This window comes from Pseudomonas guariconensis, from assembly GCF_040822035.1.
GTDB classification, from domain to species: domain Bacteria; phylum Pseudomonadota; class Gammaproteobacteria; order Pseudomonadales; family Pseudomonadaceae; genus Aquipseudomonas; species Aquipseudomonas guariconensis.
The window spans coordinates 1743196-1761704 of record NZ_CP162012.1 but is presented as its reverse complement, the minus strand read 5'-3'; the positions used below and the strand labels follow the sequence as shown (position 1 = coordinate 1761704).

The following is an 18509-nucleotide window of genomic DNA, read 5'->3' as shown; positions in this document are numbered from 1 at the left end:
GGGAGTTCCTGCCAGTGTCTGGATAAGTCGTGCCGACGCTGCGCCGCGAGACAGGCGCAAAGCGTTCGACAGCCGGATGTACACAGGGGAACGGATGGGCGGGGCAAATAATTAAACCGCTTGGCGGCGGCAGACAAAGCAGACGAGAGGCGAAAGGGGCCGATTTCAACGGTCGAGGCTTAGAACGCAACCGTCACGCTACTAATTACTTTTCGCATTTGACAATCATTATCATTGTGAATAATTTGTCGCTCGTCGTAGGAAGCGTCCTACACAGACGCCTTCCCCTTCCCTTCAGCGTCCAGGTGATTTCCATGGCGGAACAACTATCCACAAGTAAGTGCGATTCACCACTGCTCCAGGCATTCGTCGACAACCGCAGCATCCTGGTCAAGATCGCGGCCCGCATCACCGGCTGCCGTTCACGCGCCGAAGATGTGGTGCAGGATGCCTTCTTCCGACTCAGCGCCGCGCCGCAGATCACCTCGTCGTTCAAGGCCCAGCTCAGCTACCTGTTCCAGATCGTGCGCAACCTGGCCATCGATCACTACCGCAAGCAGGCCATGGAGCAGAAGTATTCCGGCAGTGAAGAAGAAGGCCTGAACGTCGTCCTGCAGAACGCCTCGCCCGAAACCACCCACATCAACCTCGCCACCCTCGAGCACATCGCCGAGGCCCTCGGCGAGTTGCCCCAGCGCACCCGTTACGCCTTCGAGATGTATCGCCTGCATGGCGTGCCGCAGAAAGACATCGCCAAGGAACTTGGGGTGTCGCCGACGCTGGTCAATTTCATGATCCGCGATGCCCTGATCCATTGCCGCAAGCACACCCGCCAGGCCTGAGCCGATGGGGCCGCTGTGCGGCCCCATCGGCTCAGGACAGTGAGCAGCGGTCGAAGAACCGCTCCCGCCCCAAGATCATCAACGCCGCCCGTTTGTGCGGAAAATCGAACTCTTTTTCGCAATGGAAGCACTGATCGTGCATGTAGCCGATCATCTTGCCGTTGTCGGCACGCGGCTCGGCGACCACCCGCTGGGTCCGCGGATCGTCCAAGAACAAATAGTGCACCAGCGCCGACAGCCAACTGGCTACCTTGTGCGGACCGCGATGGGCCTGCTCGCCCACCAGCATATGGATACCCCGGTCGTAGTCGTCCGCCGGATAGAACGGCGCGATGCGGTCCTCCTTGGCCCAGTAGGCCTCGAAGTAGGCAAAGGGCTGGTCATCGAAGCAGCCGATCAAGGTAAGGGTATGCGGGTCGGCCTGAAGCTTGGTCAGGTATTGGCGATGCTGTTCGAGCGTGCCGCCTTCCTGCCAGAACTGCAGCACACGTGCATCGTTCTGCCAGCGATTGAAGCGTTCCAGGTCCTGTTCGATTTCAAGCGTGCGCAGCGACACCCAGGCCCCCAGGCGCGCATCGAATCGCCGGTACACCTCACCTCGGGGCTTGGGTGCACGACGAGGATGGCGCTTGCCATCGCTGATCTGCATTTGCTGCGGATAAGCGCCGGCTTGCGCATCGCCCAGCCAGGGCTGCGGCAGTTGCCAGAACATCGCTCGCTCGCACAGGTACAGCCCTGGCTGGTCACCGGGCACCAGCAGGCCGCTGGCCAAGGCCGAATCCACTGGATGCGGGCAATGCCAGACCAGGCGCTGGCGCGCTGGATCCCGCGAGAGCAGCCAGTAGCAGGCTGCCCACAGCGCTTGCGCGGGGCGCGCTTGGCACACCTGCTCGAGGTGGACGTGCAGCGGCTCGCCTGGGGTCAGGCGAACCCGGATCAACGCTTGCCCCTCAAGGGTCAGGCTCAACCGGCAATCGTTTTCATCGGCGCTGAGACTGCGCCAACGCGGCAGGGAAAGGGGCTGCGAATCGGCATCGAACGGCATGGTCATGGCTCACGGCATTGAAATGAAGGCTCAATCCGGTAGACGTGACGGGCATTAGGGAATTTAGTGGCCGCTCGGCGCCACGACGTTGATCCGATAGGGCTGGAAGATGCGCAGCAATTCGCCGCTCGCGCGCAGCCGATCGAGCAAGGCGGCGAATGTCCGGGCATCGATCGGCGCGCCTGGGCGAACCATCGCATAGTGATGATAGACCTGATCGACCCGCTCAGAGGCCATCAGCTGCGCCCGGCTGTCCGGGTTTCGCGCCATGAAGTCAGCTAGAAACGATCGCGTCGCCAGGGCAATGTCGACACGTCCACGCTGCACCATCAGCAAGTTGCTGTCGTGGGAGTAGGTCAGCGTGGCGCTGAAGTTCTGGCTCAGATAGCGGGGGTCGGAATTGAAGTCGGCAAAGGCGTAGTGATAGCCGTGGAACAATGCCAGGCGTTTGCCTTGCAGGCTGCTGAAATAGTGCTGGTCTCGCCCGGCCTGTTGGCGTGCGACGAACACTTCGGCATCTTCCAGGCCCATGTCTACGCTTTCGTGGGGAACCTGTTCCCAGCCCCATTTGGGATTCTCGAATATCGCGATGTCCGTGCGCCCTTGCTGGAAATCGCCAAAACGCCGAGGAATCGACGTGGGAACCTGCACGAAGTGGTAGCTGTGCTGTTGCTGGTTGAGGGCTTTGAGCAATTGCGGCAACAGGCCGTTGTCAGCGCCCTGCTCGGGACGCACGGTATAGGGCGGAAAATGCGCCGCCCCGACCCTCACCTCGACAACCGCTTGCGCCGACGCAGGCAGCGCCATCCACACTGCGGCGAGTATCAACAAGGAAGACAAGGCCTTCGAGCCGGTCACGGAAGTCAAAAGCAGACACTCATCACGGTTTGTGAATGGATTCAACTAAGCTAGGCGCTTTCCCGCCAGGGCACAACCTTCTGCGATGTCAAAACAGCAGCATTGTGCCAGGGGATGCCCTTGGGCCTCAGATTGGCTACGCTCTAGCGACCACGCAGGGGACTGCGTCTTGCACGGGAGCCCGGTATGGGGCATTGGCTGGTGATTGACCTGGAAGCGACCACCGATGACGGTGGCTGGCCCGTCACGGAGATGGAAATCATTGAAATCGGGGCGAGCCTGGTGACACGCGAAGGTCGCGAGATCGATCACTTCCAGCGCTTCGTGCGGCCCAGGCGGCGACCACAGCTGACCCCCTTCTGCCGTGAGTTGACCCATATCACCCAGGCCAGTGTCGACGGCGCAGCCTCCTTTACCGAGGTCTGGGCGCAGTTCGAGCGCTGGCTCGGCCATCATCAGGGGCAGTTGCAGGCCTGGGTCAGCTGGGGCGACTACGACCGCCAGCAGCTGCAACAGGAATGGAAACAGCACCAGCTCACCAGCCTGCTGCAGGCCCTGCCCCACATCAACCTCAAACAGCGCTTTGCCAAGGCCCGCCAACTGCAGCGCCCGATGGGGCTGAACAGCGCCCTGCAACTGGCCGGCCTGCAGTTCGCCGGCCAGCAGCATCGCGCCCTGGAAGACGCCCGCAACACTGCGCGGTTACTTCCGTTGAGCCTGCCGGCCAGCGGCACCTGAATTCAGATGACGAGGTGTTGGGGCTTGGGCATACTGGCCAGCCTTTTTTCCTCCCTTTTTTCAGGAGTCGCTCCATGTTCAAGGTCAATGAGTACTTCGATGGCACCGTCAAGTCGATCGCCTTCACGGGCGAGGAAGGTCCAGCTACCGTGGGTGTCATGGCGCCGGGCGAATACGAGTTCGGCACGGCCAAGCGGGAAATCATGCACGTGGTGTCCGGCGCGCTGACCGTGAAGCTGCCGGGGAGCGATAACTGGGAAGTCTTCAAGGCGGGGAGCCAGTTCAATGTGCCTGCGGACAGCAAGTTCCAGCTGAAGGTGGCGGTGGATACAGCTTACCTGTGTGAGTATCGCGACTGAGCTCTTCTTGGGTAGTGTAATTATCCGTTTCTGGTGGTGACGCCACCGACGCTTTTCGCCTTTGCGGCGACTACTGTTGCTGTTGGGCAAAAGTAGGTCGCCGCAATGGCGCAAAGGTGACCAAGCGGCGGCACATCAGACGGATCAGCCACAAACCTCAAACCAACACCACTACCTCATCAGAAACGCAGCAACCCGCTCAGCCGCCACCTGCAGATGCCCCTCATGCGTCAAACCCGACGCCTTCAGCGGCTTCAAGTCATGATCCGCTGCCGCCAACCAACACAACTCGATCGCAGGCGACAACACATACCCCGCCACCGCCTCCCGGTTCCCCAGGGCATCGCGCTCGCCCTGGACGATGAGCGTAGGCGTGCGCAACCCCGCCAGATGCTCGACCCGGGGTTTTTCCGGCTTGCCCACCGCATAGAACGGATACCCCAAGCAAACCAAGGCATCGGCCCCCAGCTCATCGGCCAGCAGGCTCGCCATGCGCCCGCCCATGGACTTGCCGCCAATAGCCAACGGCCCCGCGACCAATAGTCGCACCTGCCGATACACCTCGCGCCAGCAGTCGAGCAGCACCTTCTGTGGGTTGGGCGGCCGCTTGCCGCCGCCCTCACGACGTTGGGCCATGTAGGGGAACTCGAAGCGGATCACGCCTACCCCTTGCGCTGCCAGCCTTTGCGCCATGTCCTCCAGAAAGTCGCTGTCCATCGGCGCCCCCGCGCCGTGGGCCAGGATCAGGCAGCCCTTGTAGTCCTGATCCCCCCGAATTCTCGGAGGATCGCAGCGCAAGCCTGGGATATTTCCCACCTGCGCCCATTGATCCCCGTCAATACCGGCAATGTGCCCATTACTCATGCTTGCCTCGCTATCTAGCCTGCCTATAACCGTGGATGGGAACCCATACATGAACACAACCAGCAGTACCGCCTATAACTACAAGGTGGTCCGCCAATTCGCCATCATGACGGTGGTGTGGGGAATCGTCGGGATGGGGCTCGGCGTTTTCATTGCCGCGCAACTCGTCTGGCCCTCCCTGAACTTCGACCTTCCCTGGACCAGCTTCGGCCGCCTGCGACCGCTGCACACCAATGCGGTGATCTTCGCCTTCGGCGGCTGTGCCTTGTTCGCCACTTCCTATTATTCGGTGCAACGCACCTGCCAGACCACCCTGTTCGCCCCCGCCCTGGCGGCGTTCACCTTCTGGGGCTGGCAGCTGGTGATCCTGCTGGCGGCCATCAGCCTGCCGCTGGGCTTCACCAGTTCCAAGGAATACGCCGAACTGGAATGGCCCATCGACATCCTGATCACCATCGTCTGGGTCGCCTACGCCGTGGTGTTCTTCGGTACGCTGATCAAGCGCAACACCAAACACATCTACGTCGGTAACTGGTTCTATGGCGGCTTCATCCTGACCGTGGCGATGCTGCATATCGTCAACAATCTGGAAATGCCCGTCAGCCTGACCAAGTCCTACTCGATCTATGCCGGCGCCACCGATGCAATGGTCCAGTGGTGGTATGGCCACAACGCCGTGGGCTTCTTCCTGACCGCAGGCTTCCTGGGGATGATGTACTACTACGTGCCCAAGCAGGCCGAGCGCCCGGTGTATTCCTATCGGCTGTCGATCGTCCACTTCTGGGCGCTGATCACCCTGTACATCTGGGCAGGCCCGCACCATCTGCACTACACCGCCTTGCCCGACTGGGCGCAGTCGCTGGGCATGATCATGTCGCTGATCCTGCTGGCGCCGAGCTGGGGCGGGATGATCAACGGCATGATGACCCTCTCCGGCGCCTGGCACAAACTGCGCAGCGACCCGATCTTGCGCTTCCTGGTGGTCTCGCTGGCCTTCTACGGCATGTCCACCTTCGAAGGCCCGATGATGGCCATCAAGACCGTCAATGCCCTCTCCCACTACACCGACTGGACTATCGGCCACGTCCACGCCGGCGCCCTCGGCTGGGTCGCGATGATCTCCATCGGCGCGCTGTACCACACCATTCCCAAGGTGTTCGGCAAGGAGCGCATGTACAGCATTGGCCTGATCAACGCCCACTTCTGGCTGGCGACCATCGGCACCGTGCTGTACATCGCCTCGATGTGGGTCAACGGCATCGCCCAGGGCCTGATGTGGCGCGCGGTCAACGCCGACGGCACGCTCACCTACTCCTTCGTCGAGACGCTGGTGGCCAGCCATCCTGGCTTCATCGTCCGCTTCGTCGGCGGCGCGATCTTCCTCAGCGGAATGTTGCTGATGGCCTGGAACACCTGGCGCACCGTGCGCGCACCGGCCACCGACGCCGCCCCTGCGAACGCCCAGCTGGCCTGAGGAGACACGCCTGATGAAACATGAAGTCATCGAAAAGAACGTAGGCCTGCTGGCTTTGCTGATGGTCTTTGCCGTCAGCATCGGCGGCCTGACCCAGATCGTCCCGCTGTTCTTCCAGGACGTCACCAACAAGCCGGTCGAAGGCATGAAGCCCTACACCGCCCTGCAGCTCGAAGGCCGCGACATCTACATCCGTGAAGGCTGCGTTGGCTGCCACTCGCAGATGATCCGTCCGTTCCGCGCCGAGACCGAGCGCTACGGCCACTACTCGGTGGCTGGCGAGAGCGTCTGGGACCACCCGTTCCTGTGGGGCTCCAAGCGCACCGGTCCGGACCTGGCCCGCGTCGGTGGCCGCTACTCCGACGACTGGCACCGCGCGCACCTGTACAACCCGCGCAACGTGGTGCCCGAATCGAAGATGCCGTCCTACCCGTGGCTCGTCGCGCAAAAGGTCGACAACAGTCACACCGACACCAAGATGCGCACCCTACGCACCCTGGGCGTGCCCTACACCGACGAAGACATCGCCGGTGCCCGCGACGCGGTCAAGGGCAAGACCGAGATGGATGCCCTGGTGGCCTACCTGCAGGTGCTGGGCACCGCGATCAAGAACAAGAGGTAACGATGGAACTGTCACTGGATATCGGCATGATCCGCGGCCTGGGCACCTTGGTGGTGATGATCGCCTTCATCGGCCTGAGCCTGTGGGTCTTCAACCGCCGCCGCGACCGTGATTTCGCCGAAGCGCGCCTGCTGCCCTTCGTCGATGACCGCCTGCCCCCTGCCGGGCAGGAACCTGCCATGAGGAATAATCGGTAATGACCACCTTCTGGAGTACCTACATCAGTGTACTGACCATCGGCAGCCTGATTGGCCTGACCTGGCTGCTGCTCGGCACCCGCAAGGGCCAGAGCAACAACACCACCGACCAGACCATGGGCCACAGCTTCGATGGCATCGAGGAGTATGACAACCCGCTGCCCAAGTGGTGGTTCTGGCTGTTCGTCGGCACCCTGGTGTTCGCGGTGGGCTACCTCATCCTCTATCCGGGTCTGGGTAACTGGAAAGGCATCCTGCCGGGCTACGAGAATGGTTGGACCCAGGTCAATGAATGGCAAAAGGAAATGGACAAGGCCGACGCCAAGTTCGGGCCGATCTTCGCCAAGTTCGCCGCCATGCCGGTCGAAGAAGTCGCCAAGGATCCGCAAGCCCTGAAGATGGGTGGCCGCCTGTTCGCCTCCAACTGCTCGGTGTGCCACGGCTCCGACGCCAAGGGCGCCTACGGCTTCCCCAACCTGACCGACAAGGACTGGCGCTGGGGCGGGGAGCCTGAAACCATCAAGGCGTCGATCATGGACGGTCGCCATGGCGTGATGCCAGGCTGGTCCGAAGTGATCGGTGAACAGGGCGTGGCCGACGTGGCTGCCTTCGTGCTCACCAACCTCGATGGCCGTACCCTCCCTGAAGGCGCCAAGGCCGACCCGGTCAAAGGTCAGGAGATCTTCGCGGCCAACTGCGTGGCCTGCCACGGTCCTGAGGGCAAGGGCACCCCGGCGATGGGCGCGCCCAACCTCACCCACCCGCAGGCGTTCATCTACGGCTCGAGTTTCGCTCAGCTGCAGCAGACCATCCGCTACGGCCGTCAGGGCCAGATGCCGGCCCAGCGCGAAATCCAGGGCAACGACAAGGTGCATCTGCTGGCAGCCTATGTGTACAGCCTGTCGCAGGATGACGCGTCCGAAACCGTGACTGCCAAGTAACACCCTTCGCGGGTAAACCCGCCCCCACAGGAACAGCGCCGATCCTTGTGGGAGCGGGTTCACCCGCGAATATCCCGCCCAAGCACCAGGACAAGCGACGTCCGCCAAGGGCTGCGCTCCGCCCTCCCCGCCTCATCCCTCCTTGCACCCCCTCTGAACAGAACTAAGCTTGTTGCCACAGTGGCCTCGCTTATAGCGAACCCACATGGCGCGGCGCATGGCCTGACTCCGCGCACCGGCTTTTGCGGGTCGATCGCACAGGTTTCGGTAGACGTCCCTTCTTACCGGAGCCCTGCAGAAAAAGCTTGACCGATCGATCAGAAAAAGGCGAAAAACGGTACACATTACAAACATTTATTTGTGTACAATCATCCAGCCCCTAAACCGCGGGACGGTGGTGGAAAGGGCCTGGACACGGGTCGGCGTCATGATCCTTGCGTTGCCATAACCCTGGTGGTTATCGATACTGGCGCCGATTTTCGACCAACAAGAACACCCAAAACCGTGGAACCTTAGAATGAGCACTGCAATCAGTCCGACTGCTTATAACTATAAGGTCGTCCGCCAGTTCGCCATCATGACGGTGGTCTGGGGGATCCTTGGCATGGGCCTCGGCGTCTTCATTGCCTCGCAACTGGTATGGCCCCAGCTCAACCTGGACCTGCCATGGACGAGCTTCGGCCGCCTTCGCCCGCTGCACACCAACCTGGTGATCTTCGCCTTCGGAGGTTGCGCGCTGTTCGCCACTTCCTACTACGTCGTGCAGCGCACCTGCCAGACTCGGCTGATCTCCGACAGCATGGCCGCGTTCACCTTCTGGGGTTGGCAGGCAGTGATCGTCGGCGCGCTGATCACCCTGCCGATGGGCTACACCACCACCAAGGAATACGCCGAGCTCGAGTGGCCGCTGGCGATTCTGCTGGCCATCGTCTGGGTCACCTACGGCCTGGTGTTCTTCGGCACCATCGTCAAGCGCAAGACCAAGCACATCTATGTCGGCAACTGGTTCTACGGTGCGTTCATCGTTGTCACGGCGATGCTGCACATCGTCAACCACATGTCCTTGCCGGTCAGCCTGTTCAAGTCGTACTCGGCCTACTCCGGCGCCACCGATGCAATGATCCAGTGGTGGTACGGGCACAACGCTGTGGGCTTCTTCCTGACCACGGGCTTCCTGGGGATGATGTACTACTTCGTGCCCAAGCAGGCCGAGCGTCCGATCTACTCCTATCGCCTGTCGATCGTCCACTTCTGGGCACTGATCACCCTGTACATCTGGGCAGGCCCGCACCATCTGCACTACACCGCGCTGCCTGACTGGGCGCAGTCGCTGGGCATGGTGATGTCGATCATCCTCCTGGCCCCGAGCTGGGGCGGCATGATCAACGGCATGATGACCCTCTCCGGTGCGTGGCACAAACTGCGCACCGACCCGATCTTGCGGTTCCTGGTGGTCTCGCTGGCCTTCTATGGCATGTCCACCTTCGAAGGCCCGATGATGGCCATCAAGACCGTCAACTCGCTGTCGCACTACACCGACTGGACCATCGGCCACGTCCACGCCGGCGCCCTCGGTTGGGTCGCGATGATCTCCATCGGTGCCGTGTATCACATGATCCCGCGCCTCTACGGTCGCCAGCAGATGCACAGCGTCGGCCTGATCAACGCCCACTTCTGGCTGGCGACCATCGGTACCGTGCTGTACATCGCCTCGATGTGGGTCAACGGCATCACCCAGGGCCTGATGTGGCGCGCCATCAACGACGACGGCACCCTCACCTATTCCTTCGTCGAAGCCCTCCAGGCCAGCCATCCGGGTTATATCGTCCGCGCCCTGGGCGGTGCGTTCTTCGCCTCCGGCATGCTGCTGATGGCCTACAACGTCTACCGCACTGTCCGCGCCGCGAAGCCGGCCGAGGCTGAGGAAGCCGCCAAGATCGTCGTCGTGGGAGCTCACTGATGAAGCACGAAGCAGTCGAGAAGAATATCGGCCTATTGGCCTTCTTCATGGTCATCGCCGTCAGCATCGGCGGCCTGACCCAGATCGTCCCGCTGTTCTTCCAGGACGTCACCAACAAGCCCGTCGAAGGCATGAAGCCGCGTACCGCGCTGGAGCTTGAGGGTCGCGACATCTACATCCGCGAAGGCTGCGTCGGCTGCCACTCGCAGATGATCCGTCCGTTCCGCGCCGAGACCGAGCGCTACGGCCATTACTCGGTGGCCGGCGAGAGTGTCTGGGATCATCCGTTCCTGTGGGGCTCCAAGCGCACCGGCCCGGACCTGGCGCGTGTGGGCGGTCGCTACTCCGATGACTGGCACCGCGCGCACCTGTACAACCCGCGCAACGTCGTGCCCGAGTCGAAGATGCCCTCCTACCCCTGGCTGGTGGAAAACAAGCTCGATGGCAAGGACACGCCGAAGAAAATGGAAGTCCTGCGCACCCTGGGCGTGCCCTACACCGACGAGGACATTGCCGGCGCCCGCGACGCGGTCAAGGGCAAGACCGAGATGGACGCCCTCGTGGCGTACCTGCAAGGCCTCGGCACCATCATCAAGAGCAAGCGGTGACACTGATGGATATCGGGATGATTCGTGGCCTGGGCACCGTCGTGGTGATGGTCGCCTTCGTAGGCCTGGCGCTGTGGGTGTTCAACCCACGGCGCAAGAAAGAGTTCGACGAGGCAACCCAGTTGCCGTTCGCCGATGATCCCGAAGCCAGCCGGCACGTCGAGCAAGCGCAAGCGAAAGCTTCTAGGAGCAAAGAACAATGACAACCTTCTGGAGTCTGTACGTCACCGTCCTGACCCTGGGCACCATCTTTTCCCTGACCTGGCTGTTGCTCTCCACCCGCAAGGGCCAGCGCGAGGAAATCACCGACGAGACCGTCGGCCATGCCTTTGACGGTATCGAGGAATACGACAACCCGCTGCCCAAGTGGTGGTTCTGGCTGTTCGTCGGCACCATCGTGTTCGCCTTGGGCTATCTGGTGCTGTACCCAGGCCTGGGTAACTGGAAAGGCGTCCTGCCTGGCTACCAGTACCTGGATACCGAAAAGCAGACCGAGTTCTCCAACGGCCAGGCCGGCTGGACCGGCGTGCACGAATGGGAAAAGGAAATGGCCAAGGCCGATGCCCGCTTCGGGCCGATCTTCGCCAAATTCGCCGCCATGCCGGTCGAGGAAGTCGCCAAGGATCCGCAGGCGCTGAAGATGGGAGGTCGCCTGTTCGCCTCCAACTGCTCGGTGTGCCACGGCTCCGATGCCAAGGGCGCCTACGGCTTCCCCAACCTGACCGACAACGACTGGCGTTGGGGCGGCGAGCCGGAGACCATCAAGACCACCATCATGAATGGTCGTCACGGCGTCATGCCGGCCTGGGCCGAAGTGCTGGGCGAGCAAGGCGTGGCCGATGTCGCAGCCTTCGTCCTGACCAATCTTGACGGCCGCACCCTGCCCGAAGGCGCCAAAGCCGATCCGGCCAATGGCCAGAAGCTCTTCGCCGCTAACTGCGTGGCCTGTCATGGCCCCGAAGGCAAAGGCACTCCAGCGATGGGCGCGCCTAACCTGACCCACCCGCAGGCGTTCATCTACGGCTCGAGCTTCGCTCAGCTGCAACAGACCATCCGCTACGGTCGTCAAGGCCAGATGCCGGCTCAGGCGCAGATGCAGGGCAACGACAAGGTCCACCTGCTGGCGGCCTATGTCTACAGCCTGTCGCATCAAGACGCTGCGCAGCAGAAAGCAGAGTAACCACAGCAAGCGGCCCCGGCGATCACCACCGGGGCCGTTTTTTCTGGGCTGGCAGGATTGATAGGAGGAATCGCTACCGGATTCCGAAGGACAGGACACTAGGAAATTCTCTGGTGGACAGGCATCGAGCCTGACTTACCCAGAGGATTTAAGAAATGGCCTACCCCACCTATCCCGTAGCCCTACCCCCAAAACAGCCTGGCCGCTATGGCAACCGCCCGACACCCAGAGCGTTCGTGTTCGCATCCGATCCACAGTACCCATGGACGCCCGCTTCCGACTATGGCGAATATGAAAGCGACGCTGAACGCAACAAAGAATCGAAAGCCCTGATCAACGAGCAGTACGCCAGCATTGCGAGCTACCGCAACAGCTTGGGTGGCACGGGCGTCCCGGTGATGATCAATGGCGACATGACAGCATACGGGCACGGCTGGCAACGCAAAGTCCTCTACCCGATCATCGAGCGCCACCTGCACAAGAACTACTACTTTGGCCTGGGCAATCATGATTACAAGAACAACATCACCGATGAATTCGGAGGCTCATTCAACAACGGCGGGCCCCGGGACAGCGTGATGGATCTGCTCAATCACCACCGAGATGTGGTGGACACGATGGATGTCGCGACCTCGAGCAGCTACAGGCTGACCAGCTACAGCGGCAGCCTGGCGTACAGCATCAGCTTCGGCAGGGTTCGCCTGATCCAGCTGAACAACGAGCCCACCTACCGTGTGGATTTCGACAGTGGCTGGGCATGGCCTTTCGAGCCCCGCGATAAGTTCAGGATCAATGACGCACTAGGCTGGCTGGAGGGGCAATTGAAAGAAGCCTATGAGAACGGCCAGATCGTCCTGCTCAACCTGCATCAGCCAGACGATTGGGACGGCACCGAGGAGGACCTGATGCATTTCAGGGACATGATCAACCACTTCCAGGTCAACGCGGTGTTCGGTGGCCACTATCACACCGAAGCCGGAGGCTGGCATCGCTCCAACCGGCAATATGGCGCGGTCCCGGTCTTCCTGAGTGGTTCGGCCTCCCAGCGCACCTACCTGCTGGCCGAACTGGACGACGATGCCCAAGGGTTGGCCATCAAACGCGTGAGGAACAATGACTGGACCCAGGCCGAAACACTGAGGCACCTGAGGCTGTATCGGGCATAGACACTTGCCTGCGGCGGGCACGCCTTGTCAATTGACCTGCGTCAAGGCGAGCCCCAATACACGATAATCAAATGCAACCCAATGCGACTTAACGCCGCAGCCACACTCCAGGTGCCATGACGGGCGTATCATGCACGGACACCTGATGGGTCACAAACGCGGTCGGCATGCACTGGCCGCAGCGTTTTTCCACTGCCGTGGGACATGATGATGAGCAAGCAAATTCCGGTACATGACGTCACCCCGCCCGCCAAGAAAGGCAAGGAATCCGTCGACCTCTACGCCTCACGGGAAAAAATCTACACCCGTGCCTTCACCGGCGTGTTCCGCAGGCTGCGCATGGTCGGCGGGGCCATCCTGTTCCTGCTCTACTTCGGCACGGTGTGGCTGAACTGGGGCGAGCATCAGGCTGTGTGGTGGAACCTGCCCGAGCGTAAGTTCTACATCTTCGGCGCCACCATCTGGCCGCAGGACTTCATCCTGCTCTCGGGCCTGTTGATCGTGGCGGCCTTCGGCTTGTTCTTCATCACGGTGTTCGCCGGGCGTGTGTGGTGCGGTTATACCTGTCCGCAGAGCGTCTGGACCTGGATTTTCATGTGGTGCGAGAAGGTCACCGAGGGTGACCGCAACCAGCGCATGAAACTCGACAAGGCGCCAATGAGCACCAACAAGTTTTTGCGCAAGGCCGCCAAGCACAGCCTTTGGCTGCTGATCGGCTTCGTCACTGGCATGACCTTCGTCGGCTACTTCTCGCCCATTCGCGAACTGGTCACCGAGTTCTTTACCGGCCAAGCCGATGGCTGGGCCTATTTCTGGGTCGCGTTCTTCACCCTCGCCACCTACGGCAATGCCGGCTGGCTGCGTGAGCAGGTGTGCGTGTACATGTGCCCTTACGCCCGCTTCCAGAGCGTAATGTTCGACAAAGACACCCTGATCGTCTCCTATGACCCACGCCGCGGCGAGACCCGAGGCCCGCGCAAGAAAGACATCGACTACAAGGCCAAAGGCCTGGGCGACTGCATCGACTGCACCATGTGCGTGCAGGTCTGCCCCACCGGCATCGACATCCGCGACGGTCTGCAGATCGAGTGCATCGGCTGCGCGGCCTGCATCGACGCCTGCGACAACATCATGGAGAAAATGGACTATCCCAAAGGGCTGATCAGCTACACCACCGAGCACAACCTGTCCGGGCAGAAGACCCACATGCTGCGTCCACGCCTGATCGGCTACGCCGTGGTGCTACTGGTGATGATCGGTCTGCTTGCCACCGCCTTCGCCACCCGCTCGCTGGTGGGCTTCGATGTCAGCAAGGACCGAGTGCTGTATCGCGAAAACGCCCAAGGACGGATCGAGAACGTATACAGCCTCAAGGTCATGAACAAGGACCAGCGCGACCACGTCTACGTGCTCGACGCCACCGGCCTGCCGGGCCTGCAGCTCGAAGGCCATCGCGAGATCCGCGTCGCTGCCGGCGATATCGTCAGCCTGCCAGTGCAGTTGTCGGTCGCGCCCGAGCAATTGCCCTCGACCACCAACGAAATCACCTTCATCCTCAAGGACGCTGATCAAAGCGCCACCCAGGTTGAAGCCAAGAGCCGCTTCATCGGCCCGCAAATACGCTGAGAGAGAATTCGACAATGCCTGCCGCAACCGCCGACAGCCCCTGGTACAAACACCTTTGGCCGTGGATCATCATCGGTATCCTGGCCACCTCGGTATGCCTGAGCCTGACCATGGTCAGCATCGCCGTGCACAACCCCGACAACTTGGTGAACGACAACTACTACGAGGCCGGCAAAGGCATCAATCGCTCCCTGGATCGTGAACTGCTGGCCCAGACCCTCAACCTCAAGGCCAGTGTGCACCTGGACGAACTGACCGGCGAAGTCGATGTACGCCTGACCGGCAACAGCGCCCCTCAGACGCTGGAGCTGAATCTGATCTCGCCCACCCAGCCAGACAAGGACCGCAAGGTACAGCTAGCCCGCAGCGAACCCGGTCGTTACCTCGGCCAGCTCGACGACCGGGTCGAAGGCCGGCGCTTCGTCGAACTGCTGGGCAGCGAAGACGGCCACGTCTGGCGTCTGTTCGAGGAGGAGAAAGTTGCCCATGGCGTGACCCTGGCGCTGGGCGACGAGGCCCTGCAGGGCGCCGAGCACCAAGAGTAAACGATTCCCCGTTAGAGCAGGTTTACCGCACGATGGCGCCCGACTGGCGATGAGACAGGCAGTCCGGCGCCATTACGCGGTGAACCCGCCCCACAGGGTTGCGCTGCAGCCAGAAGACATCAAATGACCCAACCCATCCCCTGCTACCACTGCGCCCTCCCCATCCCCGCCGGCAGTCGTTTCACCGCGGTAGTCCTTGGCGAGCCGCGTCAGTTCTGCTGCCCGGGCTGCCAGGCAGTGGCTGCGTCCATCGTCGCAGGTGGCCTGGAGCACTACTATCAGCATCGCAGCGACACCAGCGCTAACCCCGAAGCCTTGCCTCGGCAATTGCAGGACGAACTGGCGCTCTACGATCGCGCCGACGTGCAGCAGGCGTTCGTACGTCACCAAGACGAGCTGTCCGAAGCCACACTGATGATCGAAGGCATCAGTTGCGCCGCCTGCGGCTGGCTGATCGAAAAGCATCTGCGTAACGTGGCCGGCGTCGCCGAAGCACGACTGAACCTGTCCAATCACCGCTTGCTGGTGACCTGGGACGACCGCCAATTGCCCCTTTCCCAGCTGCTGGCCGAACTGCGCCAGATCGGTTACGCGGCCCACCCCTATCAACCGGACCAAGCCGCCGAACGCCTGGCCCAGGAGAACCGCAGTGCGCTGCGCCGCCTGGGCGTGGCAGGACTGCTGTGGTTCCAGGCGATGATGGCGACCATGGCCACCTGGCCGGAATTCAACATCGACCTGAGCCCGGAACTGCACACTATCCTGCGTTGGGTAGCGCTGTTTCTGACTACCCCAATCGTGTTCTACAGCTGCGCACCGTTCTTCAAAGGTGCCGCCCGCGACGTGCGCACACGCCACCTGACCATGGACGTCTCGGTGTCTCTGGCCATTGCCCTGGCTTATGGCGCCGGCATCTGGACAGCCATCACCGGCAGCGGCGAGCTGTACTTCGACACCGTCGGTATGTTCGCGCTGTTCCTGCTCACCGGCCGTTATCTGGAACGCCGTGCGCGGGAGCGCACAGCAGCGGCCACCGCCCAACTGGTCAACCTGCTCCCCGCCTCCTGCCTGCGCCTGGACAGCGTCGGAAACGCTGAGCGCATCCTGCTCGGCGAGCTCAACCAGGGTGATCGGGTCCAGGTGCTGCCTGGCTCGGTGATCCCCGCTGACGGGCGTATTGTCGATGGCCGCTCCAGCGTGGACGAATCGCTGCTCACCGGTGAATACCTGCCTCTGGCACGGCAGGTCGGTGACCGGGTCACCGGCGGCACCTTGAATGTCGAGAGCACGTTGACCGTGGCGGTCGAAGCCATTGGCCAGGACTCGCGCCTCTCAGCCATCGTGCGCCTGCTGGAGCGAGCCCAGTCGGAAAAACCGCGCCTGGCCGAGATCGCCGACCGCGCCTCTCAATGGTTCCTGCTGTTCACGCTGGTGGCCAGCGCAGCCATTGGCCTGCTGTGGTGGCAACTCGATGCGACGCGAGCCTTCTGGATCGTCCTGGCCATGTTGGTAGCGACCTGTCCCTGCGCGCTGTCCCTGGCCACTCCGACCGCCCTCACCGCCGCCACCGGCACCCTGCACAAACTGGGCCTGCTGGTGACGCGAGGCCATGTGTTGGAAGGGCTGAACCAGGTCGATACGGTAATCTTCGACAAGACCGGCACCCTCACCGAGGGTCGCTTGGCGCTACGCAGCATCCTCCCCTTGGGGGCGCTGCCTGTCGATCGTTGCCTGGCGCTGGCCGCCGCCTTGGAGAACCGCTCCGAGCACCCCATCGCTCGCGCCTTCGGTCGTACCGCCGAGCCAGCCGAAGATGTGCAGACCGTGCCCGGGCTGGGGCTGGAGGGGCGCTTCGACGGGCAGCAACTGCGCATCGGCCAGGCCACGTTCGTTTGCGCGTTGAGTGGCGCCCAGATCCCGCCAGTACCAGAGGCGCGTGGCCAATGGTTGCTGCTGGGTGATCGCCAAGGTCCGCTGGCCTGGTTCGGCCTGGATGATCGGCTGCGTGATGACGCACCTGCCCTGCTGGCCGCCTGCAAAGCCCGTGGCTGGCGCACCCTGCTGCTATCGGGCGACAACTCGCCAATGGTCGCTGAAGTCGCCACACAACTGGGCATTGACCAGGCCATTGGCGGCCTGCGCCCGGACGACAAACTGGAACGCCTCAAGGCGCTGCAGGCCGAGGGTCGCAAGGTGCTGATGCTGGGAGACGGGGTCAACGACGTGCCGGTGCTGGCCGCCGCCGACATAAGCATCGCCATGGGTTCGGCCACTGATCTTGCCAAGACCTGCGCCGACGCAGTGCTGTTGTCCAACCGTCTGGACGCTCTGGTGCAAGCCTTCGACCTGGCCCGACGCACTCGCCGCAATATCATCGAGAACCTGCTCTGGGCGACCTTGTATAATGGCCTCATGTTGCCGTTCGCCGCCCTCGGCTGGATCACCCCGGTCTGGGCAGCCATCGGCATGTCGGTCAGTTCGCTGATCGTGGTGCTCAATGCCCTGCGCCTGACCCGGCCGACAGGCGCGAGCCTGCTTGCGAGCCAGACGCCCGCGACCGAAAGGAAACCGCTATGCCCGCCCTCTACGTCATGATCCCCGCGGCTCTGCTGATCGTCGGCGTGGCCGTCTACATCTTTTTCTGGGCAGTGGACAGCGGCCAATACGACGACCTCGACAGCCCTGCCCACAGCATCCTGTTCGACGATCAGGACCCACGCCACCAGGCCGCTGTCAAACCCGACGAAAACCAGCCAGACGACAAGGATCCGCCCACCCGTGCCTGACCTGCTTCCCCTGCTCGGCTCGGCACTGGTCCTAGGCTTGCTCGGCGGTGGGCACTGCCTGGGCATGTGCGGCGGCCTGATGGGCGCCCTGACGCTGGCCATCCCTCCTGAGCAACGCAGCCGTCGCCTGCACCTGCTGCTGGCCTATAACTTAGGGCGCGTACTGAGCTATGCCACCGCAGGCCTGTTGCTCGGCCTGGCCGGCGTGGCACTGGCCAGCAGCCCACTGGCCCAAGGCCTGCGCGTGGTCGCTGCACTGCTGTTGATCGCCATGGGCCTGTACCTGGCGGGGTGGTGGAGCGGCCTGACCCGCATCGAAGCACTGGGCCGCGGCTTGTGGCGCCACATCCAGCCCCTGGCCACTCGCCTGCTGCCAGTCTCCAGCCTGCCCCGGGCGCTGCTGCTCGGAGCCCTGTGGGGCTGGCTGCCGTGCGGCTTGGTGTACAGCACACTGCTATGGGCTGCCAGCCAGGGCAATGCCGCTCATAGCGCGGCCTTGATGCTGGCGTTCGGCATCGGGACCTGGCCGGTGCTGGTGGCTACGGGGCTGGCTGCCGAACGCATCGGCGCGGTGCTGCGGCGGCGCGGCGTACGCATGGCCGGGGGACTGCTGGTGGTCCTGTTCGGCCTGTGGACCCTGCCAGGGCCGCACCAGCACTGGTTGATGGGACACTGACAGCGCCTCAGCCCCAGCTACG

At 62.5% G+C, this 18509-nt stretch carries 20 protein-coding genes; 17 read left to right on the top strand and 3 right to left on the bottom strand.

The genetic code is table 11. The annotated features are described in order from the left end of the window. Nucleotides 1-314 precede the first annotated feature (314 nt). Nucleotides 315-842 carry an RNA polymerase factor sigma-70 gene (locus AB1N67_RS08015; protein WP_043212316.1) on the top strand — a complete coding sequence of 176 codons (528 nt, stop codon included), beginning with the start codon at nt 315-317 and terminating at the stop codon, nt 840-842. A gap of 31 nt (nt 843-873) precedes the next feature. Here AB1N67_RS08015 and AB1N67_RS08010 read toward each other — a convergent pair whose 3' ends face one another. Both AB1N67_RS08010 and AB1N67_RS08005 read right to left on the bottom strand, forming a co-directional pair. Beyond that, entirely contained in the window at nt 874-1887 is a 1014-nt protein-coding gene (locus AB1N67_RS08010) for a GNAT family N-acetyltransferase (RefSeq protein WP_102081790.1), read from the bottom strand. A 63-nt stretch (nt 1888-1950) separates the two neighbouring features. Further along, nucleotides 1951-2754 (bottom strand): ABC transporter substrate-binding protein, encoded by an 804-nt coding sequence (locus AB1N67_RS08005; protein ID WP_090345945.1) that lies wholly within the window; start codon nt 2752-2754, stop codon nt 1951-1953. Between the two features lie 177 nt (nt 2755-2931). Between AB1N67_RS08005 and AB1N67_RS08000 the strand changes: the two genes are divergently transcribed. Next, entirely contained in the window at nt 2932-3483 is a 552-nt protein-coding gene (locus tag AB1N67_RS08000; protein ID WP_043212313.1) for an exonuclease domain-containing protein, read from the top strand. A 74-nt stretch (nt 3484-3557) separates the two neighbouring features. Then, nucleotides 3558-3842 (top strand): pyrimidine/purine nucleoside phosphorylase, encoded by a 285-nt coding sequence (locus AB1N67_RS07995; protein ID WP_043212311.1) that lies wholly within the window; start codon nt 3558-3560, stop codon nt 3840-3842. Between the two features lie 171 nt (nt 3843-4013). On the opposite strand, the gene AB1N67_RS07990 is transcribed toward AB1N67_RS07995, so the two are convergent. Then, a complete protein-coding gene (locus AB1N67_RS07990; protein ID WP_043212341.1) occupies nt 4014-4706 on the bottom strand; it encodes an alpha/beta family hydrolase in 693 nt (230 codons plus the stop codon). Between the two features lie 49 nt (nt 4707-4755). Here AB1N67_RS07990 and ccoN (AB1N67_RS07985) point away from each other — a divergent pair, with 49 nt between their 5' ends. The 14 genes from ccoN (AB1N67_RS07985) (at nt 4756) to AB1N67_RS07920 (ending at nt 18487) form a co-directional block, all read left to right on the top strand. Then, nucleotides 4756-6180 (top strand): cytochrome-c oxidase, cbb3-type subunit I, encoded by a 1425-nt coding sequence (gene ccoN / locus AB1N67_RS07985; protein ID WP_043212309.1) that lies wholly within the window; start codon nt 4756-4758, stop codon nt 6178-6180. Between the two features lie 13 nt (nt 6181-6193). Next, nucleotides 6194-6802 carry a cytochrome-c oxidase, cbb3-type subunit II gene (ccoO, locus tag AB1N67_RS07980; RefSeq protein WP_043212308.1) on the top strand — a complete coding sequence of 203 codons (609 nt, stop codon included), beginning with the start codon at nt 6194-6196 and terminating at the stop codon, nt 6800-6802. Nucleotides 6803-6810: 8 nt separating this feature from the next. Beyond that, nucleotides 6811-6999: a cbb3-type cytochrome c oxidase subunit 3 gene (locus AB1N67_RS07975; protein ID WP_043212339.1), complete on the top strand. Its 189-nt coding sequence runs from the start codon at nt 6811-6813 to the stop codon at nt 6997-6999. Next, a complete protein-coding gene (gene ccoP / locus AB1N67_RS07970) occupies nt 6999-7940 on the top strand; it encodes a cytochrome-c oxidase, cbb3-type subunit III (RefSeq protein ID WP_043212306.1) in 942 nt (313 codons plus the stop codon). The genes AB1N67_RS07975 and ccoP (AB1N67_RS07970) overlap by 1 nt, the downstream gene beginning before the upstream one ends. A gap of 517 nt (nt 7941-8457) precedes the next feature. After that, a complete protein-coding gene (ccoN, locus tag AB1N67_RS07965) occupies nt 8458-9900 on the top strand; it encodes a cytochrome-c oxidase, cbb3-type subunit I (protein ID WP_043212304.1) in 1443 nt (480 codons plus the stop codon). Further along, the gene (ccoO, locus tag AB1N67_RS07960; RefSeq protein WP_043212301.1) at nt 9900-10508 is read left to right on the top strand and encodes a cytochrome-c oxidase, cbb3-type subunit II; all 609 of its coding nucleotides are present in this window, start codon (nt 9900-9902) and stop codon (nt 10506-10508) included. The genes ccoN (AB1N67_RS07965) and ccoO (AB1N67_RS07960) overlap by 1 nt, the downstream gene beginning before the upstream one ends. Before the next feature lie 5 nt (nt 10509-10513). Next, the gene (locus AB1N67_RS07955; RefSeq protein ID WP_070092136.1) at nt 10514-10711 is read left to right on the top strand and encodes a CcoQ/FixQ family Cbb3-type cytochrome c oxidase assembly chaperone; all 198 of its coding nucleotides are present in this window, start codon (nt 10514-10516) and stop codon (nt 10709-10711) included. Further along, on the top strand, nt 10708-11688 hold the full coding sequence (gene ccoP, locus AB1N67_RS07950) for a cytochrome-c oxidase, cbb3-type subunit III (RefSeq protein WP_043212299.1): 981 nt from the start codon (nt 10708-10710) through the stop codon (nt 11686-11688). Before AB1N67_RS07955 ends, ccoP (AB1N67_RS07950) begins: the two co-directional genes overlap by 4 nt. A gap of 236 nt (nt 11689-11924) precedes the next feature. Further along, nucleotides 11925-12854 (top strand): metallophosphoesterase, encoded by a 930-nt coding sequence (locus AB1N67_RS07945; protein WP_178113760.1) that lies wholly within the window; start codon nt 11925-11927, stop codon nt 12852-12854. Between the two features lie 210 nt (nt 12855-13064). Continuing rightward, nucleotides 13065-14480, top strand: a complete 1416-nt coding sequence (gene ccoG, locus AB1N67_RS07940; RefSeq protein WP_043212297.1) for a cytochrome c oxidase accessory protein CcoG — start codon at nt 13065-13067, stop codon at nt 14478-14480. A 14-nt stretch (nt 14481-14494) separates the two neighbouring features. Beyond that, a complete protein-coding gene (locus AB1N67_RS07935) occupies nt 14495-15025 on the top strand; it encodes a FixH family protein (RefSeq protein ID WP_043212295.1) in 531 nt (176 codons plus the stop codon). A gap of 123 nt (nt 15026-15148) precedes the next feature. Next, nucleotides 15149-17620 carry a heavy metal translocating P-type ATPase gene (locus tag AB1N67_RS07930; RefSeq protein ID WP_367863656.1) on the top strand — a complete coding sequence of 824 codons (2472 nt, stop codon included), beginning with the start codon at nt 15149-15151 and terminating at the stop codon, nt 17618-17620. Continuing rightward, on the top strand, nt 17599-17811 hold the full coding sequence (ccoS, locus tag AB1N67_RS07925; protein ID WP_043212290.1) for a cbb3-type cytochrome oxidase assembly protein CcoS: 213 nt from the start codon (nt 17599-17601) through the stop codon (nt 17809-17811). The genes AB1N67_RS07930 and ccoS overlap by 22 nt, the downstream gene beginning before the upstream one ends. Then, the gene (locus tag AB1N67_RS07920; RefSeq protein WP_043212288.1) at nt 17804-18487 is read left to right on the top strand and encodes a sulfite exporter TauE/SafE family protein; all 684 of its coding nucleotides are present in this window, start codon (nt 17804-17806) and stop codon (nt 18485-18487) included. Before ccoS ends, AB1N67_RS07920 begins: the two co-directional genes overlap by 8 nt. Nucleotides 18488-18509 lie beyond the last annotated feature (22 nt).